The organism is Streptomyces sp. NPDC037389, assembly GCF_040636475.1.
Classification (GTDB): domain Bacteria; phylum Actinomycetota; class Actinomycetes; order Streptomycetales; family Streptomycetaceae; genus Streptomyces; species Streptomyces hesseae.
Map to the genome: position 1 here is coordinate 24,065 of NZ_JBEZUS010000025.1, position 19,322 is coordinate 43,386.

The following is a 19,322-nucleotide window of genomic DNA, read 5'->3' on the forward strand; positions in this document are numbered from 1 at the left end:
GACGGTTGTTCATGGAACGGAACGCGAACGGGCCCTCGATCGAACTCGTCGAGCACGACGGCGAGGTGACCCTGAGCATCGGCGGCGAACAGGCCATGCAGGCCTGGGAGCGCGACCTGATGTGGGCGAGCGCCGACATGCTCTGCGCGTACGGCCAGGACTTCTACGAGGTCGGTCTGGGCCTCGGGCTGTCGGCCCTGCGCATCGCGGGCAACCCCGCCACCCGCCGCCACACCGTCCTGGAGCTCTACGGCGAGGTCGAGGACCTCTTCCGCGCCCGCCACCCCGCACTGCCGGACAACCTCACCGTCGAGCGCGGCGACTTCTTCGAGCGGATCTTCGAGCTGCCCTCGGAGAGCGTCGACGGGATGTTCTTCGACCCGGCCCTGGAGATGGAGGTGTGGAAGGACGAGGCGCTGTGGCGCCGGACCATGCCGGAGGTGGTGCGGGTGCTGCGGCCCGGCGGGGCGTTCATCCCGTTCTTCAGCACCCGTCCCGAGCTGCGGTGGCAGTACACCCCGCACTTCCGCGCGATCCGGGTGGAGCGCCACCCGTATGTGGCGTACGACTCCACCGAGTACACCTACGGCACCAGCGGCGACGCCTACATCCAGTGCTTCGTGAAGGAGCCGGCTGCTTCGTGAAGGAGCCGGCCCGGTGAGCGCCCGGCCGGGCCGCGTGGTTACGGGCGGCCCGGCCGGGGAACACCCGAACCGTGACCGCACACGCGCCCCACGTGCTTCGGGTGATGTCCTTCAATCTCCGCTACGCCTCCGAGAGCGATCCACACCCCTGGTCGGAGCGCAGGCCGGTGATGCGCCGGCTGCTGCGCCAGGAGCGCCCCCATCTGCTGGGCACGCAGGAGGGGCTGCACGGGCAGTTGCGCGACATCGCCGAGGACCTCGGCCACGCCTGGGTCGGCCTGGGCCGCCTCGGGGGCAGCCACGACGAGTTCGCGGCGGTCTTCTACGACGCCGAACGGCTCGTGCCCGTCGAGTACGACCACTTCTGGCTGTCGGACACCCCCGCTCTCATCGGCTCGGCCACCTGGGGCAACACCGTGGTGCGGATGGCGACCTGGGTGCGCTTCGCCGATCTGCGCACGGGCACGGAGTTCCTCGCCCTCAACACCCACCTCGACCACGCCCACCAGTATTCGCGCGAGCGCGGCGCGGAACTGATCACCCACCGGCTCCGGGAGCCGGACCCGGCCCTCCCCCGCCTGGTGACCGGCGACTTCAACGTCGCCGCCCATCGCAACCCCGTCTACGACGCGATGCTGGCCGGCGGCGCGCTGGCCGACAGCTGGGACACGGCCGACGAACGCGGCCCCCAGTACGCCACCTTCCACGGCTACAAACCGCTGGTGCCCGACGGCGACCGTATCGACTGGATCCTCACCTCGCCCGCCGTGCACACCCTCAGCGCCGCCATCAACACGTTCTCCGACGACGGCCGCTTCCCCAGCGACCACCTGCCGGTGCAGGCGCTCGTCGAGCTCTGACCGTCCGGCCGGGAACCCTCGCCGTCCGCCGGGCGTTCCTCCAAGCACATACCTCGATCCGGGGCGGGTGGGAGCCCGTCTCCTTCACGACGGGCGGACCCGGTGCGCGATCTGACTTCCGGAGGGAACCTTCCGCTGCCGGACGGCCCGGTGTCGGTCCAGGTGCCCGGCCCGTTCGACATATCGGCGCTGATCACCGGGGACGGCGGCAAGGTCTCCGGCGACGGCGACTTCGTCTTCTACAACCAGCCCACCGCACCCGGCGCCCGCCTGGCGCCCGGCGGGCTCACCCTCGACCCTCGACGGCTGAGGACCGGCGCGACCCGGGTCACCGTGGTCGTCACCCCCGCCGAGCCCGGTGCCGCGCTCGGCGGGCTGCCCGCGCCCGTCCTGTGCGTCGCCGCCGACGGGCGGGGCGCGCTCGCCCGGTTCGCGCCCGCGCGGCCGGTCCACGAGACGGTGCTGCTGCTCGCCGAGATCTACCGGCGCGGCCCGCAGTGGAAGCTGCGCGCGCTCGGCCAGGGGTACGCCGACGGGCTGGCGGGCCTGGCCCGCGACTTCGGCGTCGCGGTGGAGGGGGACGACGCCGCGCCGGACGCCGATCCCGCCACGACGGCGCTGGTCAACGCCGTACGCTCGCGCGCCGGCGCGCCCCCGCTGACCTCCGACGCCCGCCTCGTGGCGGCGGCCCGGGCGCACGCGACGGCCATGGCGACCCAGCGGCGTCTGGACGCCGCGGGTCCTGACGGGGCGTCGGTCTTCCAGCGGGTCACCGCCGGCGGCTACGCGTACGTGCGGCTGGCGGAGCACCTGGTGTCCGGGCCGCGTACCGTCGACGCGTTCCTGGACTACTGCCTCGCCGAGGGCCGGGCGCGGACCGGCCATCCGGCGCACGACCCGGCCTTCACCCACGTGGGCATCGCCCACGCCGTCGCGGCGTCGGGTGACACGTACTGGACGGCGCTCTGGGCCGCGCCGCTCACCGACGGGAGCCTGGCGGGCACGGTGGCGGAGGTCCTGGCGCTCACCAACGCCGAACGGGCCACCGCCGGTCTCCCGCCGCTGGCCGCCGACACCCGCCTGGCCGCGGCGGCCCAGGCGTACAGCACGGACATGGCCACGCGCGGCTTCTACTCCCACACCTCCCCCGAGGGCACCGAGCCCTGGGACCGGGCGGCGGCCGCCGGGGCGCGCCACCGGGGCATCGGAGAGAACATCGCGTGCGGTCAGCGCTCCCCCGCCGAGGTCGTCCAGGGCTGGATGGACAGCCCCGGCCACCGCGCGAACATCCTCAAGCCCGGCTTCACCCACCTCGGTGTGGGCTACGCGGGCGGCGGCCCGGCCGGTACGTACTGGACGCAGCTCTTCGGCATGGCCTGAGCGTCGGGCCGCCGCGTTCCGAGCGGCCCTCAGAACGCGGCGATGCCGTCCGGGGCGCGCTCGGCGCGGCTGAAGGCGCGCAGGACGGCGCTCTGGCCGTGCCGGCGCACGGCCGGAGCGGACAGCAGGCCGAGGACCCGTGCCAGGGCCCCGTCCGGAAAGCGGGGCGTGGGAACGCCGACGCCGACGGCCAGGTCGTCGCAGTGCACCGCGAGCTCCATCATGCGGGTGACGAGCAGGTCGTCGAGCGTCAGCGACCAGGGCCCCCAGAAGGGGATGCGCACCGCCCGGTCCGGCTCCGCCGGCAGCCGGGCCGTCAGTTCCCCGACGGCGGCGTCGGCACGGGCAGCCAGCGCCTCGGGCCCCTCGGCGGCCTCCCGCTCGCCGGACCGCCGGATCCGGACGTTGATGTCGGCGTCGAGGGCGGCGCCGGCCCACTCCACGCGCGCGTAGTGCTCCAGGAGCGATACGACCGGCTCCCGGGGCGCCGGCGTGCCCAGGATCCCGGGGACGGCGAGGACCTGGTAGGCCAGATGCCCGGCCAGGCCGCCCACCGCGAACTCCGGCAGGGAGCTCGGCCGGTCCCAGGCCGTGGCGACCGCCGACTCGCGCAACAGACCCGCGGCGACACGGGCCATGGACAGGAAGTCGTCCCTGATGTCGGTCATCCCCCCATCCTTCCCCCGGCGGCCCGGATCCGGGCGGAACGCAGCCGGATACCGACTGTCCGCGTACTCGCGGCGCGCCGATGCTGGACACGGCGACGCGGTGTCAGCCGACGGGACCGATGGTGAAAGGGGGACCGGGCCATGTGCCGTCTGTTCGGCATGAGCAGCACTCCGCTCCGTACCCGGGCCACGTTCTGGCTGCTGGACGCGCCCGACAGCCTCAGCGCCCAGAGCCGTCGCGATCCCGACGGGACGGGCCTGGGGTTCTTCGACGCGGCGGGGGTGCCACAAGTGCACAAGGCCCCCGTGGCCGCCTACGCGGACCGGGCCTTCGCCGAGGAGGCGCGACAATTGGAGTCGGCGACGTTCCTCGCCCACATCCGCTTCGCCTCGACCGGGCGGCTGGAGACGCGCAACACCCATCCGTTCGAGCAGGACGGGCGGCTGTTCGCCCACAACGGCGTCATCGAGGGCCTCGACGCGCTCGACGCCCACCTGGGCCCGGCGGCCCGGGCCACGGTGCGCGGGGACACCGACTCCGAGCGGTTCTTCGCCCTGATCACCCGTGAGATCGTCGCGCACGGCGGCGACGTCACGGCGGGCATCGTGGGGGCCGCCCGGTGGATCGCCGACGAACTGCCCGTCTTCTCCCTCAACCTCGTCCTCACCACACGGGACGAGCTGTGGGCGCTGCGCTATCCCGACACCCACGAGCTGTACGTGCTGGAGCGCGCGGCGGGCGGCCACCACGGCAGCCGGCACCTGGACCACAGCGGCACCGGCGGCCGGCTGCGCGTCCACTCGCACGACCTGAGCGAGGCCCCGGCCGTGGTCGTCGCCAGCGAGGCCATGGACGACAACCCCGGCTGGCGGCCGCTGGAGAGCGGTGAGCTCCTCCACGTCGGGCCGGACCTGGCCGCCACCGGCCGGATCGTCCTTCCCGCCCCGCCCCGCCACCGGCTGGCCCTCGGCGACCTGCGCCCCGAGGCGGCGCGATCGCAGAAGGCGCGCTGAGGTTAACCCCGCGTCGAGGTTCACCCCGCGTTCAGCAGCGGCCCCAGCAGCGCCGAGGGGTCGGTCCCGGCGGGCAGGTCGCTGACCTGGCCGTCGCCGACCTCGATCACCCGCCAGGCGCCGTCGGCACGCCGGGCGAGGTCGGTGGTGACGAACCGGCACCCGAGCGCGGCCACCAGCGGCTCCACAGCGCCCAGGCCGGGCATCGGCGTCAGGCCGGGGGTGTCCGGGTGGGCGGTGGTCAGCAGCGGACGCCCGTCGAGCCACCACACCCGTGCCTCGCCCTCCTCGCGGCGCAGCTCCTCGAAGGCGCGCAGGACGACGCCTCCGGCCAGGGAGTCCTCCTGGAGCTCCACGAACCGGGACACCACCGCGTGGAGCGCCGTCGTGTCGGCGAGGTCGGGCACGTGGCAGGCCCGCTCCCAGTCGTGCTTGCGGGACTTCACGAAGTCCTTGACGATGCAGGGACCTTGGGGGAGGCGAGCGGCGGCCTCCGCCAGCGCCGCCGGGCCCGGTGCCCGGAAGGGGGCGCAGGGCAGCCAGGTGCTCGCCGGTGTCACCGCCGTGAACGTGCCGTACCAGCCGGGCAGCTCGTGGGCGGTGCGGTAGCGCTCGGCGCCGGTGCGCAGGAGGGCGCCGCGCGCGGCGAGCGCGGTCTCCAGCCCGTCGTAGGCGGTGGCGGGGATCATCCAACCCCGGTACCACAGCGGTCCGATGTCCCTGGGTACGCGCCGTACGGCCTCGTCGGCGCGGCCCGCGAGCAGCGCGTCGTGGTCGAGCAGCGCCACCGTCGCGCCGGCCTCGCGGGCGGCGGCGGCCTGCGCGGCGAAGTGCGGGTCGCCGCCGGCGGGGCGGAGCGGGTCGGCGCAGAGCAGCAGGGAGTCGGTCATCGCCCCACCGTAGAGGGTCTCCGTTCGGGTGATATCGGCGGTCGGCGCGAGCGTGCGGGAGGCCGGGGCCGGGTGTGCTGGCAGGCTCGTCGCACACCGACGAACGAAAGGCGGAGCTGTGATGAAGTGGTTGGCGGCGAGGACGCGTTGGGCGCTGCGGGCGGCCGTGAGCGCGGTGGGCGTCCTGACCTTGCTCCTCGCCACCGGGCCGACGGCCTTCGCGGCGACGTCGTGCGGGGGGCAGTCGTGCCTCACGGTGGACGCGAAGGGCCGGTACGTGTTGCGGGCGTCGGCCACGCCCGCGCCGGACGGTGACTTCCTCGGCCTGTTCCACATGTACGGCGGCGGCCTGGACGGCAAGAGCGCGCTGCGGCACTGGCGGCCCGGCCAGCTGTACGGGCTCGCGCTGGGCCGGACGGTGCCGGACCGTACGTGGATCTGCGTCGACGGGTGGCGGAAGCTCGACGAGGGCGGCCTCGCGCCGCACGGGCACGCGTGCGTGCGGATCCACGGGTAGGCGCTCGCCATAGGGGACCTGGCGACACCCCCGGGAGGGGTGCGGGCCGGTTGGGACGGAGGCTGCCCCCCACCGACGTGGCCGCGCAGAGACTCGTCGGCACCGTCCTGTGCGGCTGACGGCTACGGCTGACGCGCTGGCGCCTTCACGGCCGCGCGGGGCCGGTCAGCTCCTTGGCGACGATGTAGCCGGAGCCGCCGTTGACGCCGTGTCCGGGCCAGGTCGCGGCCCCGACCATGAAGAGGTTGGGGACGACGGTCCGGTGCGAAGGCCGGCCCGGGAGGGGGCGCATGAGGTAGCTCTGGGCGAGTTCGTGGCTGCCGCCGTAGGGGTCGCCGGGGCCACAGTTGGGGTTGAAGCGGGCCAGGTCGGGCGGTGCGATGACATGGCGGCCGAGGACGGCGCCGGGCAGGTTGGGGGCGTGGCGGCCGGCGAGTTCGAGGACGCGGTCGGCGAAGGTGTTCTTGACGTCGTCGGTCCAGCCGCCGGCCGTGTCGATCTCGCCGGCCGCGTCGCCCCGCAGGCGCAGCGGGACGTCGAGCAGTTGCAGCCGGGCCACGGCCGCGCCCGGTGGGCAGCGGGTGGGGTCCGCCGCGGCGGGGGTGTCGATGGAGATGGTGGGTTCCGCGGGGAGGAGGCCGCGGGTGGCCTCGTTGACCGAGCGGGAGAGGGCGTCGAGGCCGCCGGTGAGGTGGGACTGGCCGGTCCTGGTGAGGCGTTCGTCGGCGAAGCGGGGCGGTTCGGAGAGGGCCAGGTGGATCTGTACGCAGCCGCGCCCGTAGCGGTAGTCGCCCGCCTGCCGCCGGATGAGGGGCGGGACGACGCCGTCCTCGTGGCCGAGCAGCCGGAGGTAGAGCTGGTCGGGGTTGACGGAGGCGACGATGGCCTCGGCGGCGCGCACGACCTCGCCGTCGGCCGTGCGGACGCCCACGGCGCGGCCGTCCTCGACCAGGATCCGTTCCACCCGGCGGCCGGTCTCGATCCGGCCGCCGTGTCGTTCGGTCAGGGCGGCGAGGGCCTGGGCGAGGCGTTCGCTGCCGCCCTCGGGGGTGGGCATGCCGGCGGAGGTGACGGCGAGGAGGACCATGACGGTCCAGAAGGAGCTGTTGACCTCGTCGGGGCCGCGGCCCAGGTGGAGGGCCCAGGGCGCGAGCAGGCCGTGCGCGACCGGTGAGGCGAAGGTGTGCTCCAGCAGGTCCCGGCCGGTGCGCAGGAACTGCTGGGCGAAGGTGGAGTAGTGCCCGTCGTCGTGCATCAGTTCGTGGATGACGCGGGCGGAGCCGGGGCTGTCGAGCTCGGCGGCGAACAGCCCGAACACCGGCCCGGCATGCGGCTGGAAGTCCTTGAGCAGGGCGGTCAGGGCGGCGCCGTCGCCGGGGGCGAGGCGCTCGGCCTCGGCCGCGTTCTCCTCGGGGTCCGTCGACAGCACGGCCGTCCGCTCGCCGGGCATCGACACGCCCACGCAGTAACGGGAGTTGCGGTAGGTGAGGCCGAGGGCGGTGAGCTCGGGACCCAGTTCGGCGTAGGCGGGGCCGGTGGTGAACAGGGGGTGGGCGGAGGAGTAGGTGTCGTGGAGGAAGCCGGGGACGGTGAGCTCTTCGGTGCGTACCAGCCCGCCGGGCCGGTCGTTTCCTTCGAGGACGACGACGCCCCGGCCCGCCCGGGCCAGATATGCCGCCGTGACCAGGGCGTTGTGGCCGCTGCCGACCACCACCACGTCGTAACGCCGCATGATGGATGGTGGCACGCGGGTTTCGCCCGGGTGAAGTACGCAAAGGGCTGAGACGGGCCGGGCTCCGTGTCTACGCTCCGCCGCCGGGGCCCGCTCAGGCCAGTCCCTCCAGCAGGGTCCGGGAGGCGTCGAGCATCAGCCGGCTCACCCGTTCCGGGTCGGCGCCGGCCAGTGGCTCCTGGCGTACGACCAGCCGGGTGAGCCCGATGCCGAGCAGCCAGGCGAGGACGAGGGCCGCGCGCAGCTCGGCGTCCTCCTCGCCGGTGAGCCGGGCCAGGGCCCGGGTGTACTCCTCGCCCAGGCTCCGGCTGGCGTCCGCCACCTCGTCGTCGCCCCCGGCGGAGCGCAGGAAGACCTCCAGGGAGCGGTCCCCGCGGAGGGCGTCGCCGGGGACGAGCAGCCCGCGCAGGGCCGACTCCAGCAGCAGTTCGGGCGGGGTCTCCCGCAGCCGTCTGCGTCCGTCGTTGGCCATGACCTCGCCGAAGAGGACGGTCTTGGAGCCGAAGTATCTGAAGAGCAGGGCCTGGTTGACGCCGGCGCGGTCGGCGATCGCGCGGACGGTGGTCCGTTCGTACCCCCGCTCGGCGAACAGCCCGGCCGCGGCGTCGATCAGCGCCTGCCGGGTGGTGTCGGCGTGACGTCGTCGTACGGGCTTGTCCTCGGTCATCCCCCGGTTCTCCTCCCCACGAGTCCCCATGAGACCGCACGGTGATCCCCGGCGGGTCCGACAACCCTGGCCGAAGGCACCGTTGACGCGCTACCCACCCCGCCCTACGTTTTTGTAAGCAGATGCTTACATCGCGAAGAGGGGTCTCATGTCCACCTCCCACGACGAACCTGTCGTCTATCCCTTCAACAACGCCGAGGACCTCGCCCTGTCCACGGCGTACGAGCGGGCACGGCACGGCGAGGGGCTGCTGCGGGTGCGGTTGCCCTACGGTGAACCGGCCTGGCTCGCGACCCGGTACGCGGACGCCCGGCTCGTCCTGGGCGACCGCCGGTTCAGCCGGGCCGCGGCCCAGGAGCACGACGCGCCCCGCCAGTCGGCGGGCCGGAGCGACGCCGGCCTCCTGTCCATGGACCCGCCCGACCACACCCGGCTGCGCACCCTGGTGACCAAGGCGTTCACCGTGCAGCGGGTGGAACGGCTGCGGCCTGCCATCCGGTCGCTGGCCGAGAGTCTGCTGGACGACATGGTCGCGGCGGGCCCGCCCGCCGACCTGGTGGAGTGCTTCGCGCTGCCGCTCCCGGTCGCCGTGATCTGCCGGATGCTCGGCGTGCCCGAGGAGGACCGGCCGCTCTTCCGCAAGTGGAGCGACGACGCGCTCTCCACCAGTTCGCTCACCGCCGAGGAGTGGGAGGCGAGCCGGGACGAGCTGCGGGCCTATATGGCCGGGCTGGTCGCCGGGCACCGCGCCCGGCCCGCCGACGACCTGATGACGGCGCTCATCGAGGCGCGGGACGGCACCGGCCGGCTCTCCGAACTGGAGCTGGTCGACCTGTGCGTGGGCATCCTCGTCGCCGGCCACGAGACCACCGCCACCCAGATCCCCAACTTCCTGCTGACGCTCCTGGAGCACCCCGGTGAGCTGGCGCGGCTGGGCGAGGACCCGGAGCGGGTCCCCGCCGCGGTGGAGGAGCTGATGCGCTTCGTCCCCCTGGGCATGGCCGCGGGCTTCGCCCGGTACGCCACCGAGGACGTCGAGGTGGGCGGCACGCTGGTGCGGGCGGGCGAGCCGGTCCTGGTGGCCGTGGGCTCCGCCAACCGCGACGCGCGGCGGTTCGACTCCCCCGACAGCCTCGACCTGGGCCGGGAGGGCAATCAGCACCTGGGCTTCGGCCATGGCGTCCACCACTGCCTGGGCGCGCCCCTGGCCCGTCTGGAGCTCCAGGAGGCGCTGCGGGCCCTGGCCCTGCGGCTGCCCGGCGTCCATGTCGCCGGGGAGATCGGCTGGAAGACGGAGATGCTGGTCCGGGGGCCGCGTTCGATGCCGGTGGGGTGGTGAGGGCGATGGCCTGGCGGGTGACGGTGAACCGCGTCCGGTGCATGGGCTCGGGGATCTGCACGGCCCTGGCGCCGGAGCGGTTCACGATGGACGGCGAGCGGTCGCACGGGCCGGACGGGGAGTGCGGGCCGGACGAGGAGCTCCTCGACGCGGCCGACTCCTGCCCGGCGAGGGCCATCACCGTCGTCGAGGACGGACGGGTGATCGGCCCCCGCGACTGAGCCCGGCGCCGGACCCGCGCCGGGCCCCTCCGCCGGCCGGGGGCGTCAGCACTCGACGAGCAGCTCCCGGATCCCCCGGATGACGAAGCCCGGTCTCCACTCGGGCTCCGCCACGAGCCGCAGGTCCGGTGCTCGCCGCAGCAGCTCGCCGAAGGACGCCGCGAGTTCGAGCCGGGCGAGCGGCGCGCCCAGGCAGTAGTGGATGCCCGCGCCGAAGGTGAGGTGGGGGTTGTCGGCGCGGGTGAGGTCCAGCCGGTCCGGCTCGGGGAACCGGGCCGGGTCGTGGTTGGCGGAGCCCAGGAGCAGGGCGACCTCGCTGCCGCGCGGGACGACCGTGCCGCCGATCTCGATGTCGTCGAGCACCCAGCGCTCGAAGAGCTGGAGCGGTGTGTCGTAGCGCATCAGCTCCTCGATCGCCCCCGGCAGCAGCCCGTGGTCGGCGCGCAGGGCCGCGAGTTGCTCCGGGTGGCGGAAGAGGGTCCACCAGCCGTTGCCGGTGGTGTTGACGGTGGCCTCGTGACCGGCGTTGAGGAGCAGGACACAGGTGGAGACCATCTCCTGCTCCGTCAGCCGGTCCCCCTCGTCATGGGCGACGATCAGCGCGCTGATCAGGTCGTCGCCTGGGTCGGCGCGGCGGGCGGCGATCAGTTCCCGCAAGTACGCGGAGAACTCGGCCGAGGCCCTTACCGCGCGCCGCGCCGTCTCCTCGCCGGGGTTCAGCTCGTACATCCCGCAGATGTCCGCCGACCAGGGGCGCAGCAGCCCCCGGTCGGCGGCGGGGATCCCCAGCATCTCGGCGATGACGGCCACCGGCAGGGGCTCGGCCAGCGTCGCCATCAGATCGCCGCCGCCCTCGGCGAGGAGGCCGTCGACCAGTTCGCGGGCCAGCCGCCGGACGACCGGCGCGAGCCGTTCGACCGTGCGCGGGGTGAAGGCCTGCGACACCAGGCGCCGGATCCTGGTGTGGTCGGGTGGTTCCAGGTCCAGCAGGCCCTGGTCGTTGAGGGTGTGGAAGGGCTCGTGCTCGGGGGGCGGCGGCGTCCGCCCGAACTCCTCGTGGGTGAACCGGTGGAGATAGGTGCGTCCCAGCCGCCGGTCGCGGAGCAGCGCCGAGACGTCGGCGTGATGGGGCACCAGCCACTGCCGGCTGGGCTCGAACCAGTGCGCGCGCCCCGCCGCGCGCAGTCTTTCGAATCCGGGGTAGGGGTCGGCGACGAACCGGGGGGACCAGGGGTCGAAATCGGCGCTCGCATCCATGTGCGGATGCTACTCGGGGCGGTCGGTCGCCAGCCGGGCGTGCAGATGGGCGTCGTGGCGCCGCCCGGAGGGTTCCTTGAAGGCATCCCGCATCACCCCCTCCGGGCGGAAGCCGGCGGCGACCGCCACCCGGCACGAGGCGACGTTGGACCGCACGTGGTCGAGCGAGATCCGGTGGACGCCGAGCCCGCCGTCCTCAGGGGCGGCCAGCGCCCAGCCGGCCGCCGTGTCGAGGGCGGTCCGGGCCGCGCCCCGGCCCCGGGAGCGCGGCGTGACCCAGTAGCCGACGACCGCCTGGTCCGGAAGCCGGTTGATCTCACGGACACCCAGCGCCCCGTGGAACTCTCCCGTCGCCTCGTCGGTGATGGCGAAGTAGGCGTCCCCGGCCGCCCACCCGGCCATGCGCAGCCGCAGCCACACGGCCGCGCGCTCGTGGACGGGCGCCCGGACGGTGGCGGAGCCGGCCGCCCAGCGGAGGATGTCCGCGTCGCGCAGCGCTTCGGCGACGGCGGGCTCGTCGCTCTCCCGGAAGGGCCGCAGGAGCAGGCCCTTCGCGGAGAGGGTCGTCGGGGCGAGGGACGGTGTCGCAAAGGTCATCCCTGTGTTGTAGTCGATCTCCCTTCGCCGGTGCCGGGCGGGGTGTTCACAAGCCGTAGCGCCGGTGCCGCGACGCGTACGAGTCCAGGGCCAGGTCGAATTCGTCACGGGTGAAGGAAGGCCAAGGGACGTCGCAGAAGTAGAACTCGGAGGCGGCTGTCTGCCAGAGCAGGAAGCCGGAGAGCCGCTGCTCCCCCGAGGTCCGGATGATCAGGTCGGGGTCGGGCTGGTTGCGGGTGTAGAGGTGTTCTGCGATCAGGTGCTGCCAGTTGCCCGCCGGGTCGTCGGCGTCGGCCGGCGGTATCGTGCCGGCGCACAGGATCTGGCGTACGGCGTGGGCGATCTCCCGGCGGCCGTCGTAGGCGACCGCGACGTTCACGGTCATGCCGGGTGCCCGGTGGCTGGCGTCGCGGGCCCGTTCCATGGCGGCGCGCAGATGGCCCGGCAGGGCCATGAGGTCGCCGATGGGGTTGACGGGCCAGCGCCGGAGGGCGGCCAGTTCCTCGATGGTCTCGCCGATCAGCGGGAGCAGGCCGGACAGTTCCTGGTCGGACCGCTTCAGGTTGTCGGTCGACAGCCCCCATAAGGTCAGCGCGGTGAGCCCGGCCTGCTCGGCCCATTCGCACACCTCGCCGAGCCGGCGCGCGCCCTCCCGGTAGCCCTCGACGGGGTCGAGCCCCCGGGCCCGCGCCCAGCGCCGGTTGCCGTCCATGATGATGCCCACGTGCTGGGGTATCGGCCGGGCCGTGGCCGGCCGGGCCACGGCGGGGGTCGTACTGACCACTCCTGACATGCGGTGCCTCCTTGCCGCTCACCCGGGCTCCGCCGGCGGATGCCGCCCGGGTGCCGGGAACGTACGCAGGGCCTGTCTCGGTGGTGGACCGGGGACCGTCACACCTCACACCTCTGAGCCCCGGAGAGCAATCACCCTCACGGGGGGCTCACGCGCCTCAGCGGCGCACAGCTACAACCGGCGACGGGGAACCCCGGGCTTCTCGCTCCGCGCGCCCGCGCTCCGCGCCTCGTACGCCGGAATCGGCCGGCCGCCGCGATGGTGATGAACGTGAGCCACGGTCACACACTTTCCGTGAGGCGGCTGACTCAACCTCGGCAACTTTGTTCGCCCGGGCTACGGAGCTACGACACCTTCGGCCACAAGGCGGGCGGCATATTCCGTAGGCGGCTCGCCGGAGGCAGGTGCCGGCCCGTTCCCGGGTCGCGTATCAACGCCCCTGGAGGGCCTTGACGTTGTCGCCGAAGGTCCAGTTCCGTGCCCCGTCCCAGTTGACCGACCAGGTCATCAGGCCCTTCAGGGCGCCGCCGTAGGTGTTCCACGCGCGGGCCACGAGGCCGGGGGACATATGGCCGCCGCCCGCGCCCGGCTGGGCCGGGAGCCCCGGGACCTGCTTGTCGTACGGGACCCTGACCGTGGTGCCCTGGACGACGAGTCCGCTGTTCAGGCAGTCGGTCTGGGTGGTGAACCCCTCGACCGTCCCGGCGGAGTAGGAGTCGCCGGAACAGCCGTACATACTGCCGTTGTAGTACTGCATGTTCAGCCACCAGAGACGGCCGTCGTCCGCGTACTTCTTCACGATCGGCAGGTACGCGCCCCAGATCGAGCCGTAGGTGACGCTACCTCCGGTGACGTAGGCCGTCTCCGGCGCCATGGTGAGGCCGAAGCCCTGGGGCATCCGGGCGAGCACGCCGTCGATGATGCGGATCAGATTGGTCTGGGAGGGTGAGAGCCGGCTGATGTCCCCGCTGCCGACGAGACCGGTCTCGATGTCTATGTCGATGCCGTCGAAGTTGTACGCCTTGAGAAGGGGGACGATCGTCTCGACGAACCGGTCGGCGACGGCGGCGGAGCTCAGGTCGATGCCCGCCGCCGCGCCGCCGATGGACAGCAGGACCGTCTGCCCGGCCGCCTTGGCCCGGCACATCCCGTCCGGGGTGGGGACCTTGACGGTCGCGTCCATCCCGTCCTCCCAGAGGGCGGTGCCGTCCGGGCGGATGACGGGGAACGCCGCGTTGAGCACGTTGTAGCCGTGGGCGGGGATACGGGGGTCGTCGACGGGGGTCCAGCCGAAGGGCGGATGGACGCCGTTGGCGGCGCCGTCCCAGTTCTCCCAGTATCCCTGGAGCACCTTCCCCGCGGGTCTCGGCTTGACCGCGCAGGTGTCTTCGCGCGTGACGCCGGCCGCGACCGGCGTGTGCGGCACGAAGGCCAGGGCCGTGCAGGCGACCAGCGGCAGGGCTCTCCGGAACAGTGCGCGCGGCATGTCCACCTCCGGGGCTGTGGGGGCCTGGAGACTGGTGCGGTGGGGTCGACCGCACGGTAGGAGAGCCCACGACCGACGTCAATAGGTCTGGACCAAGTCTCCTACTTCTTGAGCGAGCATGTGGCCGTGGCCGTTCTGTTCGGGTCGCTCTCCGAGCGCGCGGTCAGGGTGACCTTGCCGTTCCGGTCGGCGCCCGCCGCCGCGCTCACGGCGACGTCGACGGGGACCCGGGCGCCGGGTGCCGCGGTGGCCAGACGGTTGGGGAGCCAGGCGGACCAGCCGCGCCCGGAGGCCGTGGCGGAGAGCCGGTAGATGTCGGAGGCGCGGTACGGGTCGTCCTGGGGCGCGGCCCGGCCGGTGTTGGCCAGGGTGAACGTGCACAGCGCCCGGCCGCCGGCCGGCCTGCCCTTCGGCGCGCCCCGGCCGAGGGCCACGCCGCGCGTCCGGGCCGTCCCGGCGCCGTCCAGGGACCTGACGCCCACGGTGTAGGACAGCACGCCGGTGGCGCCGCGCCGGACGTCGACGATGTAGAAGTGCAGCCGGTTGGCCCGGTCGACGTACTCGTAGGAGCTGCCCGAGTCGGCGCCCGCGTGGAAGAGGGCGTCGCTGAGCTGGCGGTAGTCCCCCATGGTGATCTTCTGCTGGGTGCCGTCGGGGCGGGTGAAGTCCACCAGGCCGATGTCCTCGGGGTGGGCGTCGACCACCCAGGCGAAGGGCGCGCGGTCGGCGTTCTTGGTCTTGCTCAGGAGCACGCCGCTGTCGGGGGTGAAGGAGTCCATGCCCATGCGGTCGACGACCTCGACGGTGTAGTTGTCGTAACCGCCGCCGTCGCACAGCGGGTCGGTGGCGCGGTCGCAGGACGGGGACAGATCGCGGCGCATGGTGATGTTGACGCCTGTGAGCCCCTTGTCGCCGGGCGGCGCGGAGCGCGCGGTGACGCGGGCGACGACGGGGCCGGAGTCCTTGAGGGCGTCGCGGTCGAGGCGCAGCACGTTCTTCTCGTCGACGATGCCGAGCTTGAGCTTGTCGCGCAGGACGTGCTGGGCGCCCATCGAGCCGCCGCCGGTCGCGGGTATCCTCCAGCGGGTGTGCGGTCCGCCGGGGCCGTTGAAGGTGCCCCGGGAGAGCATGCCCCAGATGCCGGTGTAGGCGCGGCTCAGCGGGGTGCCGTAGGGGTTGTTGTAGTTGTCGCCGATGCCCAGGATGTGGCTGAGTTCATGGGCGTAGGTGGCCATGCCGGAGCTCTCGGCCTGGGTGGAGGAGCCGTTCTCGGCGTTGGGCCACATGCGGGCGGCCGCCTGCCAGGACGTCCAGGGCACATAGCGGGTCCGGGCGGCGTTGCCCCCGCCGGGGACGGGCGACGGCGGTCCCCAGGCGGGCGGGACGTCGCCGGGCCCGGTGAATTTCATCTGGCCGAACTCCTGCCAGGTGGCGGACTCGTCCTCGCCGGCGCCGAGGTAGAAGACGAAGTCGAACCCGTCCGCCTTGTCGGCGCCGACGTCGGTGATCCAGGCGTTCCTGCCGTCGGCGCGGATGTCCTTGCCGCAGGTGTCGCTTCTGGGGCAGGCACCGGGGTTCATGCCGGGGTCGATGCCGTACTCGTGGGACTTGCCGGGCATGCGGTAGACGCCGAAGGCCGTGAGGTCGACGCCGAGGCGGCCGCCGGAGTCCTCCATCCAGTACTCGTTGATGGTGTGGCCGTGGTTGAGCGCCCCGGGTTTGTTCAGGAAGTCCTGGTAGAAGCGGGGGACCCGGTCGCGCGGGATGCCGGTGGCGGTGGGCTGGGGGTTGCCGAAGACGTTCGACCCGGCGGGCCGGGTGACGGCGAACTCCTCGTCGGGGTAGTCGAGGAGGACGAGGGCGCCCTTGAAGGTGCGCCGGGTGGGTCTGACGTCGGGGTCCGCCCAGTCGGTGCCGGGGACGGGGCGGTATTCGGCCCAGGTCATGTCGTCGGGGTTGCGCCAGTGCTGCGGGTCGACCGGCTGGACGAGGGGCGTTCTCGCCCGGGCGGTGGCGTCGGGGGTCGCCCGGGCGGCTCCGGGGGCCACGACGGCCAGGGCACCGAGGAGCGCGGCGACGATGCCCAGGCGCCGTAAGCGCCGGGTGCGGCGGTTGTGGCTACGGCGAGGGAACACGGGACTTACCTCTTGTCTGACGTCCTCGGACGAGGAGATGGCAAGCCGTTCGATGGGATGTGCCCATCGCCGTCAAAGTAGGGCGGAGGGAGGAGTGACGCCAGAGCGCCTACGTGGCTCCCGGCGTGCCCGGGTCAGTTGGGCTGGCCCAGTGGCCGCACCAGGACCTGGTTGACGTCCGTCCCCTCGGGCTGGGACAGCACCCAGGCGACGCATTCGGCGACCGACTCGGCGGAGAGGGCCGGGCCGGGCGGACGGGTGCCGTCGGGGCGGCTGTCCCAGAAGGGCGTCTCGACCCTGCCGGGGGCGATCAGGCTGACGCCGACGCCGTCCGCGGTGACCTGCATCCGGGTGTTCTCCGCGAGGGCGTGCACGGCCCATTTGGTGACGGAGTACATATTGCCCGGGGTGTTCTTCACCCCGGCGACGCTGCCGATGAGGACGATCCGCCCTCGGGTCTCGCGCAGGGCCGGCAGGGCGGCGTTCACCAGCAGCGCCGGGCCCAGGACGTTGGCGAGCACCATGTCGCGCCAGCCTGCCGGGTCGCCGTCGGCGACGGTGTCGTGGGTGGAGAACCCGGCGTTGGCGACGGCGTGGTCGAGTCTGCCGAACCGCTCGGCCGTCGCCGCGACCGCCGAGGCGACGGCCTCGTGGTCGCCGGCGTCGCCGGGCAGGGTGAGCAGGCGGTCCCCGGCGGCCGCCCGCCCGGTGAGCGCGGCGAGCCTGTCGGCGTCCCGGCCGGTGGCCGCGACCCGGTGGCCGGCCTTGAGCAGCCGGAGCACGGTGGCGGCGCCGATGCCGGTCGAGCCTCCGGTGATCAGCGTGACGGGGCCCTCGGGCCCGTTCGGTACGGTGGTGTCCGTCATGGCCGTATTCTCACTCAACTCATGTGCAAAATGGCAGAGTTGTTACGGGCGGCGTTGTTCTGAAACCTGGGCCCGTAGAACACCGGCCGGGTGAGATCGGTGCGGTCCGCCAGCAGCTTGTACTCCCGTGGGTAGAGGATCTCCAGCCGCTCCACCACCGCTTCCGGGACCGGCTGTCGCATGACGTTGAAGCAGGACAGCACCCGCATGTCGTTCATCCGCTCCACCGCCGCGCCCAGGGCGGGCCACCAGGTCTCGGCGGGGCCGTTCCAGGTGCGGTCCAGGGCCGTCATCATCGCGGTGTACGCGGCGTCGAAGGCGTCCAGTTCCTTGGCCGCGGCCGGGCCGTCCGGGTCCTCGGCGAGCACGGCCGCGTAGCCGTCGGCCGGGACGGCGAGGGTGTTGATGACGACCGGCCAGGGGATCTCCTCGCCTCGGAAGAAGTCCGCCTCGGTGTCCCGGGTGAGCGGCCGCGCCGGGTCGGGGGCGCGGTAGCGGCGCCGGTGGCGGAGCTCGGCGAACCGGGCGTAGTGCGAGCCCTCGTGCTGATAGACGCCGCCCGCCTCGATGGTGTGCTCGTGCTCGCCCTCTCCCTGGTGGGTGATGATGTCGATGCCGTGGAGGAACCGCTCGACCGGGTCGGCGGGGTCGTCCGGGTCGAAGGTGGGGTAGCCGAGGTTGCCGCCGACCTGGTTGGCCGGTGCGCCGGCCCGTACGGCCCGGCGCACCCGGTCGGCGTTGGCGGTGACGGCCTGGCGCAGGACGTCGTAGAAGTGGCCGATGGTGGGGTAGGCGGAGCGCCGTTCGCGTTCGGAGAGGAGACGGGCGGGGGCCTCGATCCGCAGGAAGTCGTCCAGCTGGCGGGTGGAGAGCCGGGCGAGGACCGGGGTGAGGTCCGGCATCACACCGCCGGGCAGGCCACCGCCCGGCGCCGGGTAGCGGGGCCCAAGGCCCTTGATGTCCGGTGAACCGCCCAGCGCGGCGAGCATGTTGGCGGCGATGGCCATGTGGACCATCTCCTCCATCAGGACGCTGCGGATGGTGTTGTAGGAGGGGTAGTTCTGCACCTCCAGCGAGTACATGGCGGCCGAGTACAGCGGCATGGTGGCGTGTTCGAGGGCCACCGCGGTCTGGAGGGCTCCCCGGAGCCAGTCCAGGTCGCGCAGGGCCGGGGGCGTGGTGCGGATGCCGGGCCCGGTACGTACGGCGGCCGCGGGCGGTCCGGCGGCGGTGACGACCGAGCGCGGGCTCACCGGCGTCCCTCGCGGCCGGCCGTCGCGCCGGCGGACGGCTCCTCGGCGACGCGGGGCAGCAGCATGTCCTGGAAGTAGTCCTGGAAGGACTGTTCGAGGTCGGGGTGCTGGTAGAACTCCGGGCCGACCTCCTCGAAGATGACGTCGCCCAGCCCGCTGAGGGTGTCGAACATCATCGACACGATCGTCCCGGTCTCCCGGCCCAGGTAGTGCGCCACCATGGCGACGGCGCCGCCGTGCACCCCGTAGGAGCCGGTGGACGTCCAGATACCGGTGCCGGGGTTGCCGATCCACATCCGGCGGCCGGCCGGCACGTTGAAGCCCTCGGCCCGCAGTCCGCGGGCCACGGCGGCGACGCAGGTGACGGGCGAGTCGTCCAGGACGCCGGCGCGGGCGAGCACGCCCACGCCGGAGCAGTTGGCGGCCACGACCCGGCCCGCCTCGTGGTGACGGCGGATCAGTTTCAGCACCCGCTCGTCGGAGGTGAGCTCCCCGGATCCGACGCCGCCGGGCACGTACAGGATGTCGAAGAGCTCGTCCGGGTCGAGGACCGAGTCCGCGACCACCTGGGTGCCCATCTGCATGGTCACCACTCCCGGCGTCAGCCCCACCAGGCGGACGTCCAGCTCCCGGGGCGCGGCCTCGCGCTGCCAGGGCGCGATGCCGCCGGAGGTCACCATCGCGGCGCCCTTGAAGATCTCCAGCGGGGTGATGGTGTCCTGCTCGCTGCACTTCTCGTAACCGAGCACCGCGATGGAGCGGACGACACCGCCGCCCGTGCCCGGACGTACTTCCTCCGCCGTCTCCCGTGTCCCCGTCGTCATGACGATTTCCCCCTCGGATTCGTTCGCGCGGCACTGAGCGTGGTGAACGCAGGAGAGTGAATCAGCGCCCCGGGCGCCCCGGCAAATAACGGAACCGGGGCCGTCCATAAGAGGAAATGACGCAATCCGCATCGAGGATTCCGGACGAAAGGATTCCTTATCGGGGGTGCATGGAGAGC

Annotated in this window: 18 protein-coding genes and 1 pseudogene; 7 read left to right on the forward strand and 12 right to left on the reverse strand. The window is 73.2% G+C overall.

What is annotated here, in order from left to right; genetic code table 11:
- Positions 1-11: 11 nt before the first annotated feature.
- The 3 genes and pseudogenes from AB0E98_RS32385 (at position 12) to AB0E98_RS32395 (ending at position 2,884) form a co-directional block, all read left to right on the forward strand.
- Positions 12-644: a class I SAM-dependent methyltransferase gene (locus tag AB0E98_RS32385; protein WP_361709737.1), complete on the forward strand. Its 633-nt coding sequence runs from the start codon at positions 12-14 to the stop codon at positions 642-644.
- Positions 645-739: 95 nt separating this feature from the next.
- Positions 740-1,504: pseudogene (locus tag AB0E98_RS32390) on the forward strand (endonuclease/exonuclease/phosphatase family protein); the annotation flags it as partial.
- Positions 1,505-1,606: 102 nt separating this feature from the next.
- On the forward strand, positions 1,607-2,884 hold the full coding sequence (locus AB0E98_RS32395) for a CAP domain-containing protein (RefSeq protein ID WP_361709740.1): 1,278 nt from the start codon (positions 1,607-1,609) through the stop codon (positions 2,882-2,884).
- A 29-nt stretch (positions 2,885-2,913) separates the two neighbouring features.
- Here the strand turns inward: AB0E98_RS32395 and AB0E98_RS32400 are convergent, their stop codons facing one another.
- Positions 2,914-3,552, reverse strand: a complete 639-nt coding sequence (locus AB0E98_RS32400; protein ID WP_361709743.1) for a maleylpyruvate isomerase N-terminal domain-containing protein — start codon at positions 3,550-3,552, stop codon at positions 2,914-2,916.
- 141 nt (positions 3,553-3,693) lie between these two features.
- Between AB0E98_RS32400 and AB0E98_RS32405 the strand changes: the two genes are divergently transcribed.
- Positions 3,694-4,566, forward strand: coding sequence for a class II glutamine amidotransferase (locus AB0E98_RS32405; protein WP_361709745.1), 873 nt, complete (start codon positions 3,694-3,696; stop codon positions 4,564-4,566).
- 20 nt (positions 4,567-4,586) lie between these two features.
- On the opposite strand, the gene AB0E98_RS32410 is transcribed toward AB0E98_RS32405, so the two are convergent.
- The gene (locus AB0E98_RS32410; RefSeq protein WP_361709748.1) at positions 4,587-5,456 is read right to left on the reverse strand and encodes an ATP-grasp domain-containing protein; all 870 of its coding nucleotides are present in this window, start codon (positions 5,454-5,456) and stop codon (positions 4,587-4,589) included.
- A 121-nt stretch (positions 5,457-5,577) separates the two neighbouring features.
- Between AB0E98_RS32410 and AB0E98_RS32415 the strand changes: the two genes are divergently transcribed.
- Positions 5,578-5,973 carry a hypothetical protein gene (locus AB0E98_RS32415; protein ID WP_361709750.1) on the forward strand — a complete coding sequence of 132 codons (396 nt, stop codon included), beginning with the start codon at positions 5,578-5,580 and terminating at the stop codon, positions 5,971-5,973.
- A 145-nt stretch (positions 5,974-6,118) separates the two neighbouring features.
- On the opposite strand, the gene AB0E98_RS32420 is transcribed toward AB0E98_RS32415, so the two are convergent.
- Both AB0E98_RS32420 and AB0E98_RS32425 read right to left on the reverse strand, forming a co-directional pair.
- Positions 6,119-7,705 (reverse strand): NAD(P)/FAD-dependent oxidoreductase, encoded by a 1,587-nt coding sequence (locus tag AB0E98_RS32420; RefSeq protein WP_361709753.1) that lies wholly within the window; start codon positions 7,703-7,705, stop codon positions 6,119-6,121.
- 94 nt (positions 7,706-7,799) lie between these two features.
- Positions 7,800-8,372, reverse strand: a complete 573-nt coding sequence (locus AB0E98_RS32425; RefSeq protein WP_361709756.1) for a TetR family transcriptional regulator — start codon at positions 8,370-8,372, stop codon at positions 7,800-7,802.
- Positions 8,373-8,520: 148 nt separating this feature from the next.
- On the opposite strand from AB0E98_RS32425, the gene AB0E98_RS32430 reads away from it, so the two are divergent.
- A complete protein-coding gene (locus tag AB0E98_RS32430; protein WP_361709758.1) occupies positions 8,521-9,711 on the forward strand; it encodes a cytochrome P450 in 1,191 nt (396 codons plus the stop codon).
- 5 nt (positions 9,712-9,716) lie between these two features.
- Positions 9,717-9,932: a ferredoxin gene (locus AB0E98_RS32435; RefSeq protein ID WP_361709761.1), complete on the forward strand. Its 216-nt coding sequence runs from the start codon at positions 9,717-9,719 to the stop codon at positions 9,930-9,932.
- Between the two features lie 45 nt (positions 9,933-9,977).
- Here the strand turns inward: AB0E98_RS32435 and AB0E98_RS32440 are convergent, their stop codons facing one another.
- The 8 genes from AB0E98_RS32440 to AB0E98_RS32475 all read right to left on the reverse strand — a co-directional run bounded on the left by AB0E98_RS32440 (position 9,978) and on the right by AB0E98_RS32475 (position 19,143).
- Positions 9,978-11,189 (reverse strand): cytochrome P450, encoded by a 1,212-nt coding sequence (locus tag AB0E98_RS32440; RefSeq protein WP_361709764.1) that lies wholly within the window; start codon positions 11,187-11,189, stop codon positions 9,978-9,980.
- A gap of 9 nt (positions 11,190-11,198) precedes the next feature.
- Entirely contained in the window at positions 11,199-11,786 is a 588-nt protein-coding gene (locus AB0E98_RS32445; RefSeq protein ID WP_361709766.1) for a GNAT family protein, read from the reverse strand.
- A gap of 46 nt (positions 11,787-11,832) precedes the next feature.
- Positions 11,833-12,579 (reverse strand): polyprenyl diphosphate synthase, encoded by a 747-nt coding sequence (gene uppS, locus AB0E98_RS32450; RefSeq protein ID WP_311606933.1) that lies wholly within the window; start codon positions 12,577-12,579, stop codon positions 11,833-11,835.
- Between the two features lie 430 nt (positions 12,580-13,009).
- Positions 13,010-14,065 (reverse strand): chitinase, encoded by a 1,056-nt coding sequence (locus tag AB0E98_RS32455; protein WP_361709769.1) that lies wholly within the window; start codon positions 14,063-14,065, stop codon positions 13,010-13,012.
- A 101-nt stretch (positions 14,066-14,166) separates the two neighbouring features.
- A complete protein-coding gene (locus AB0E98_RS32460) occupies positions 14,167-16,200 on the reverse strand; it encodes a M6 family metalloprotease domain-containing protein (protein WP_361709770.1) in 2,034 nt (677 codons plus the stop codon).
- A 134-nt stretch (positions 16,201-16,334) separates the two neighbouring features.
- Positions 16,335-17,066: an SDR family NAD(P)-dependent oxidoreductase gene (locus AB0E98_RS32465; RefSeq protein ID WP_361709773.1), complete on the reverse strand. Its 732-nt coding sequence runs from the start codon at positions 17,064-17,066 to the stop codon at positions 16,335-16,337.
- 14 nt (positions 17,067-17,080) lie between these two features.
- Positions 17,081-18,319 (reverse strand): ferritin-like protein, encoded by a 1,239-nt coding sequence (locus AB0E98_RS32470; RefSeq protein WP_361709776.1) that lies wholly within the window; start codon positions 18,317-18,319, stop codon positions 17,081-17,083.
- On the reverse strand, positions 18,316-19,143 hold the full coding sequence (locus tag AB0E98_RS32475) for a DJ-1/PfpI family protein (RefSeq protein ID WP_361709779.1): 828 nt from the start codon (positions 19,141-19,143) through the stop codon (positions 18,316-18,318). Before AB0E98_RS32475 ends, AB0E98_RS32470 begins: the two co-directional genes overlap by 4 nt.
- Positions 19,144-19,322: the final 179 nt, after the last annotated feature.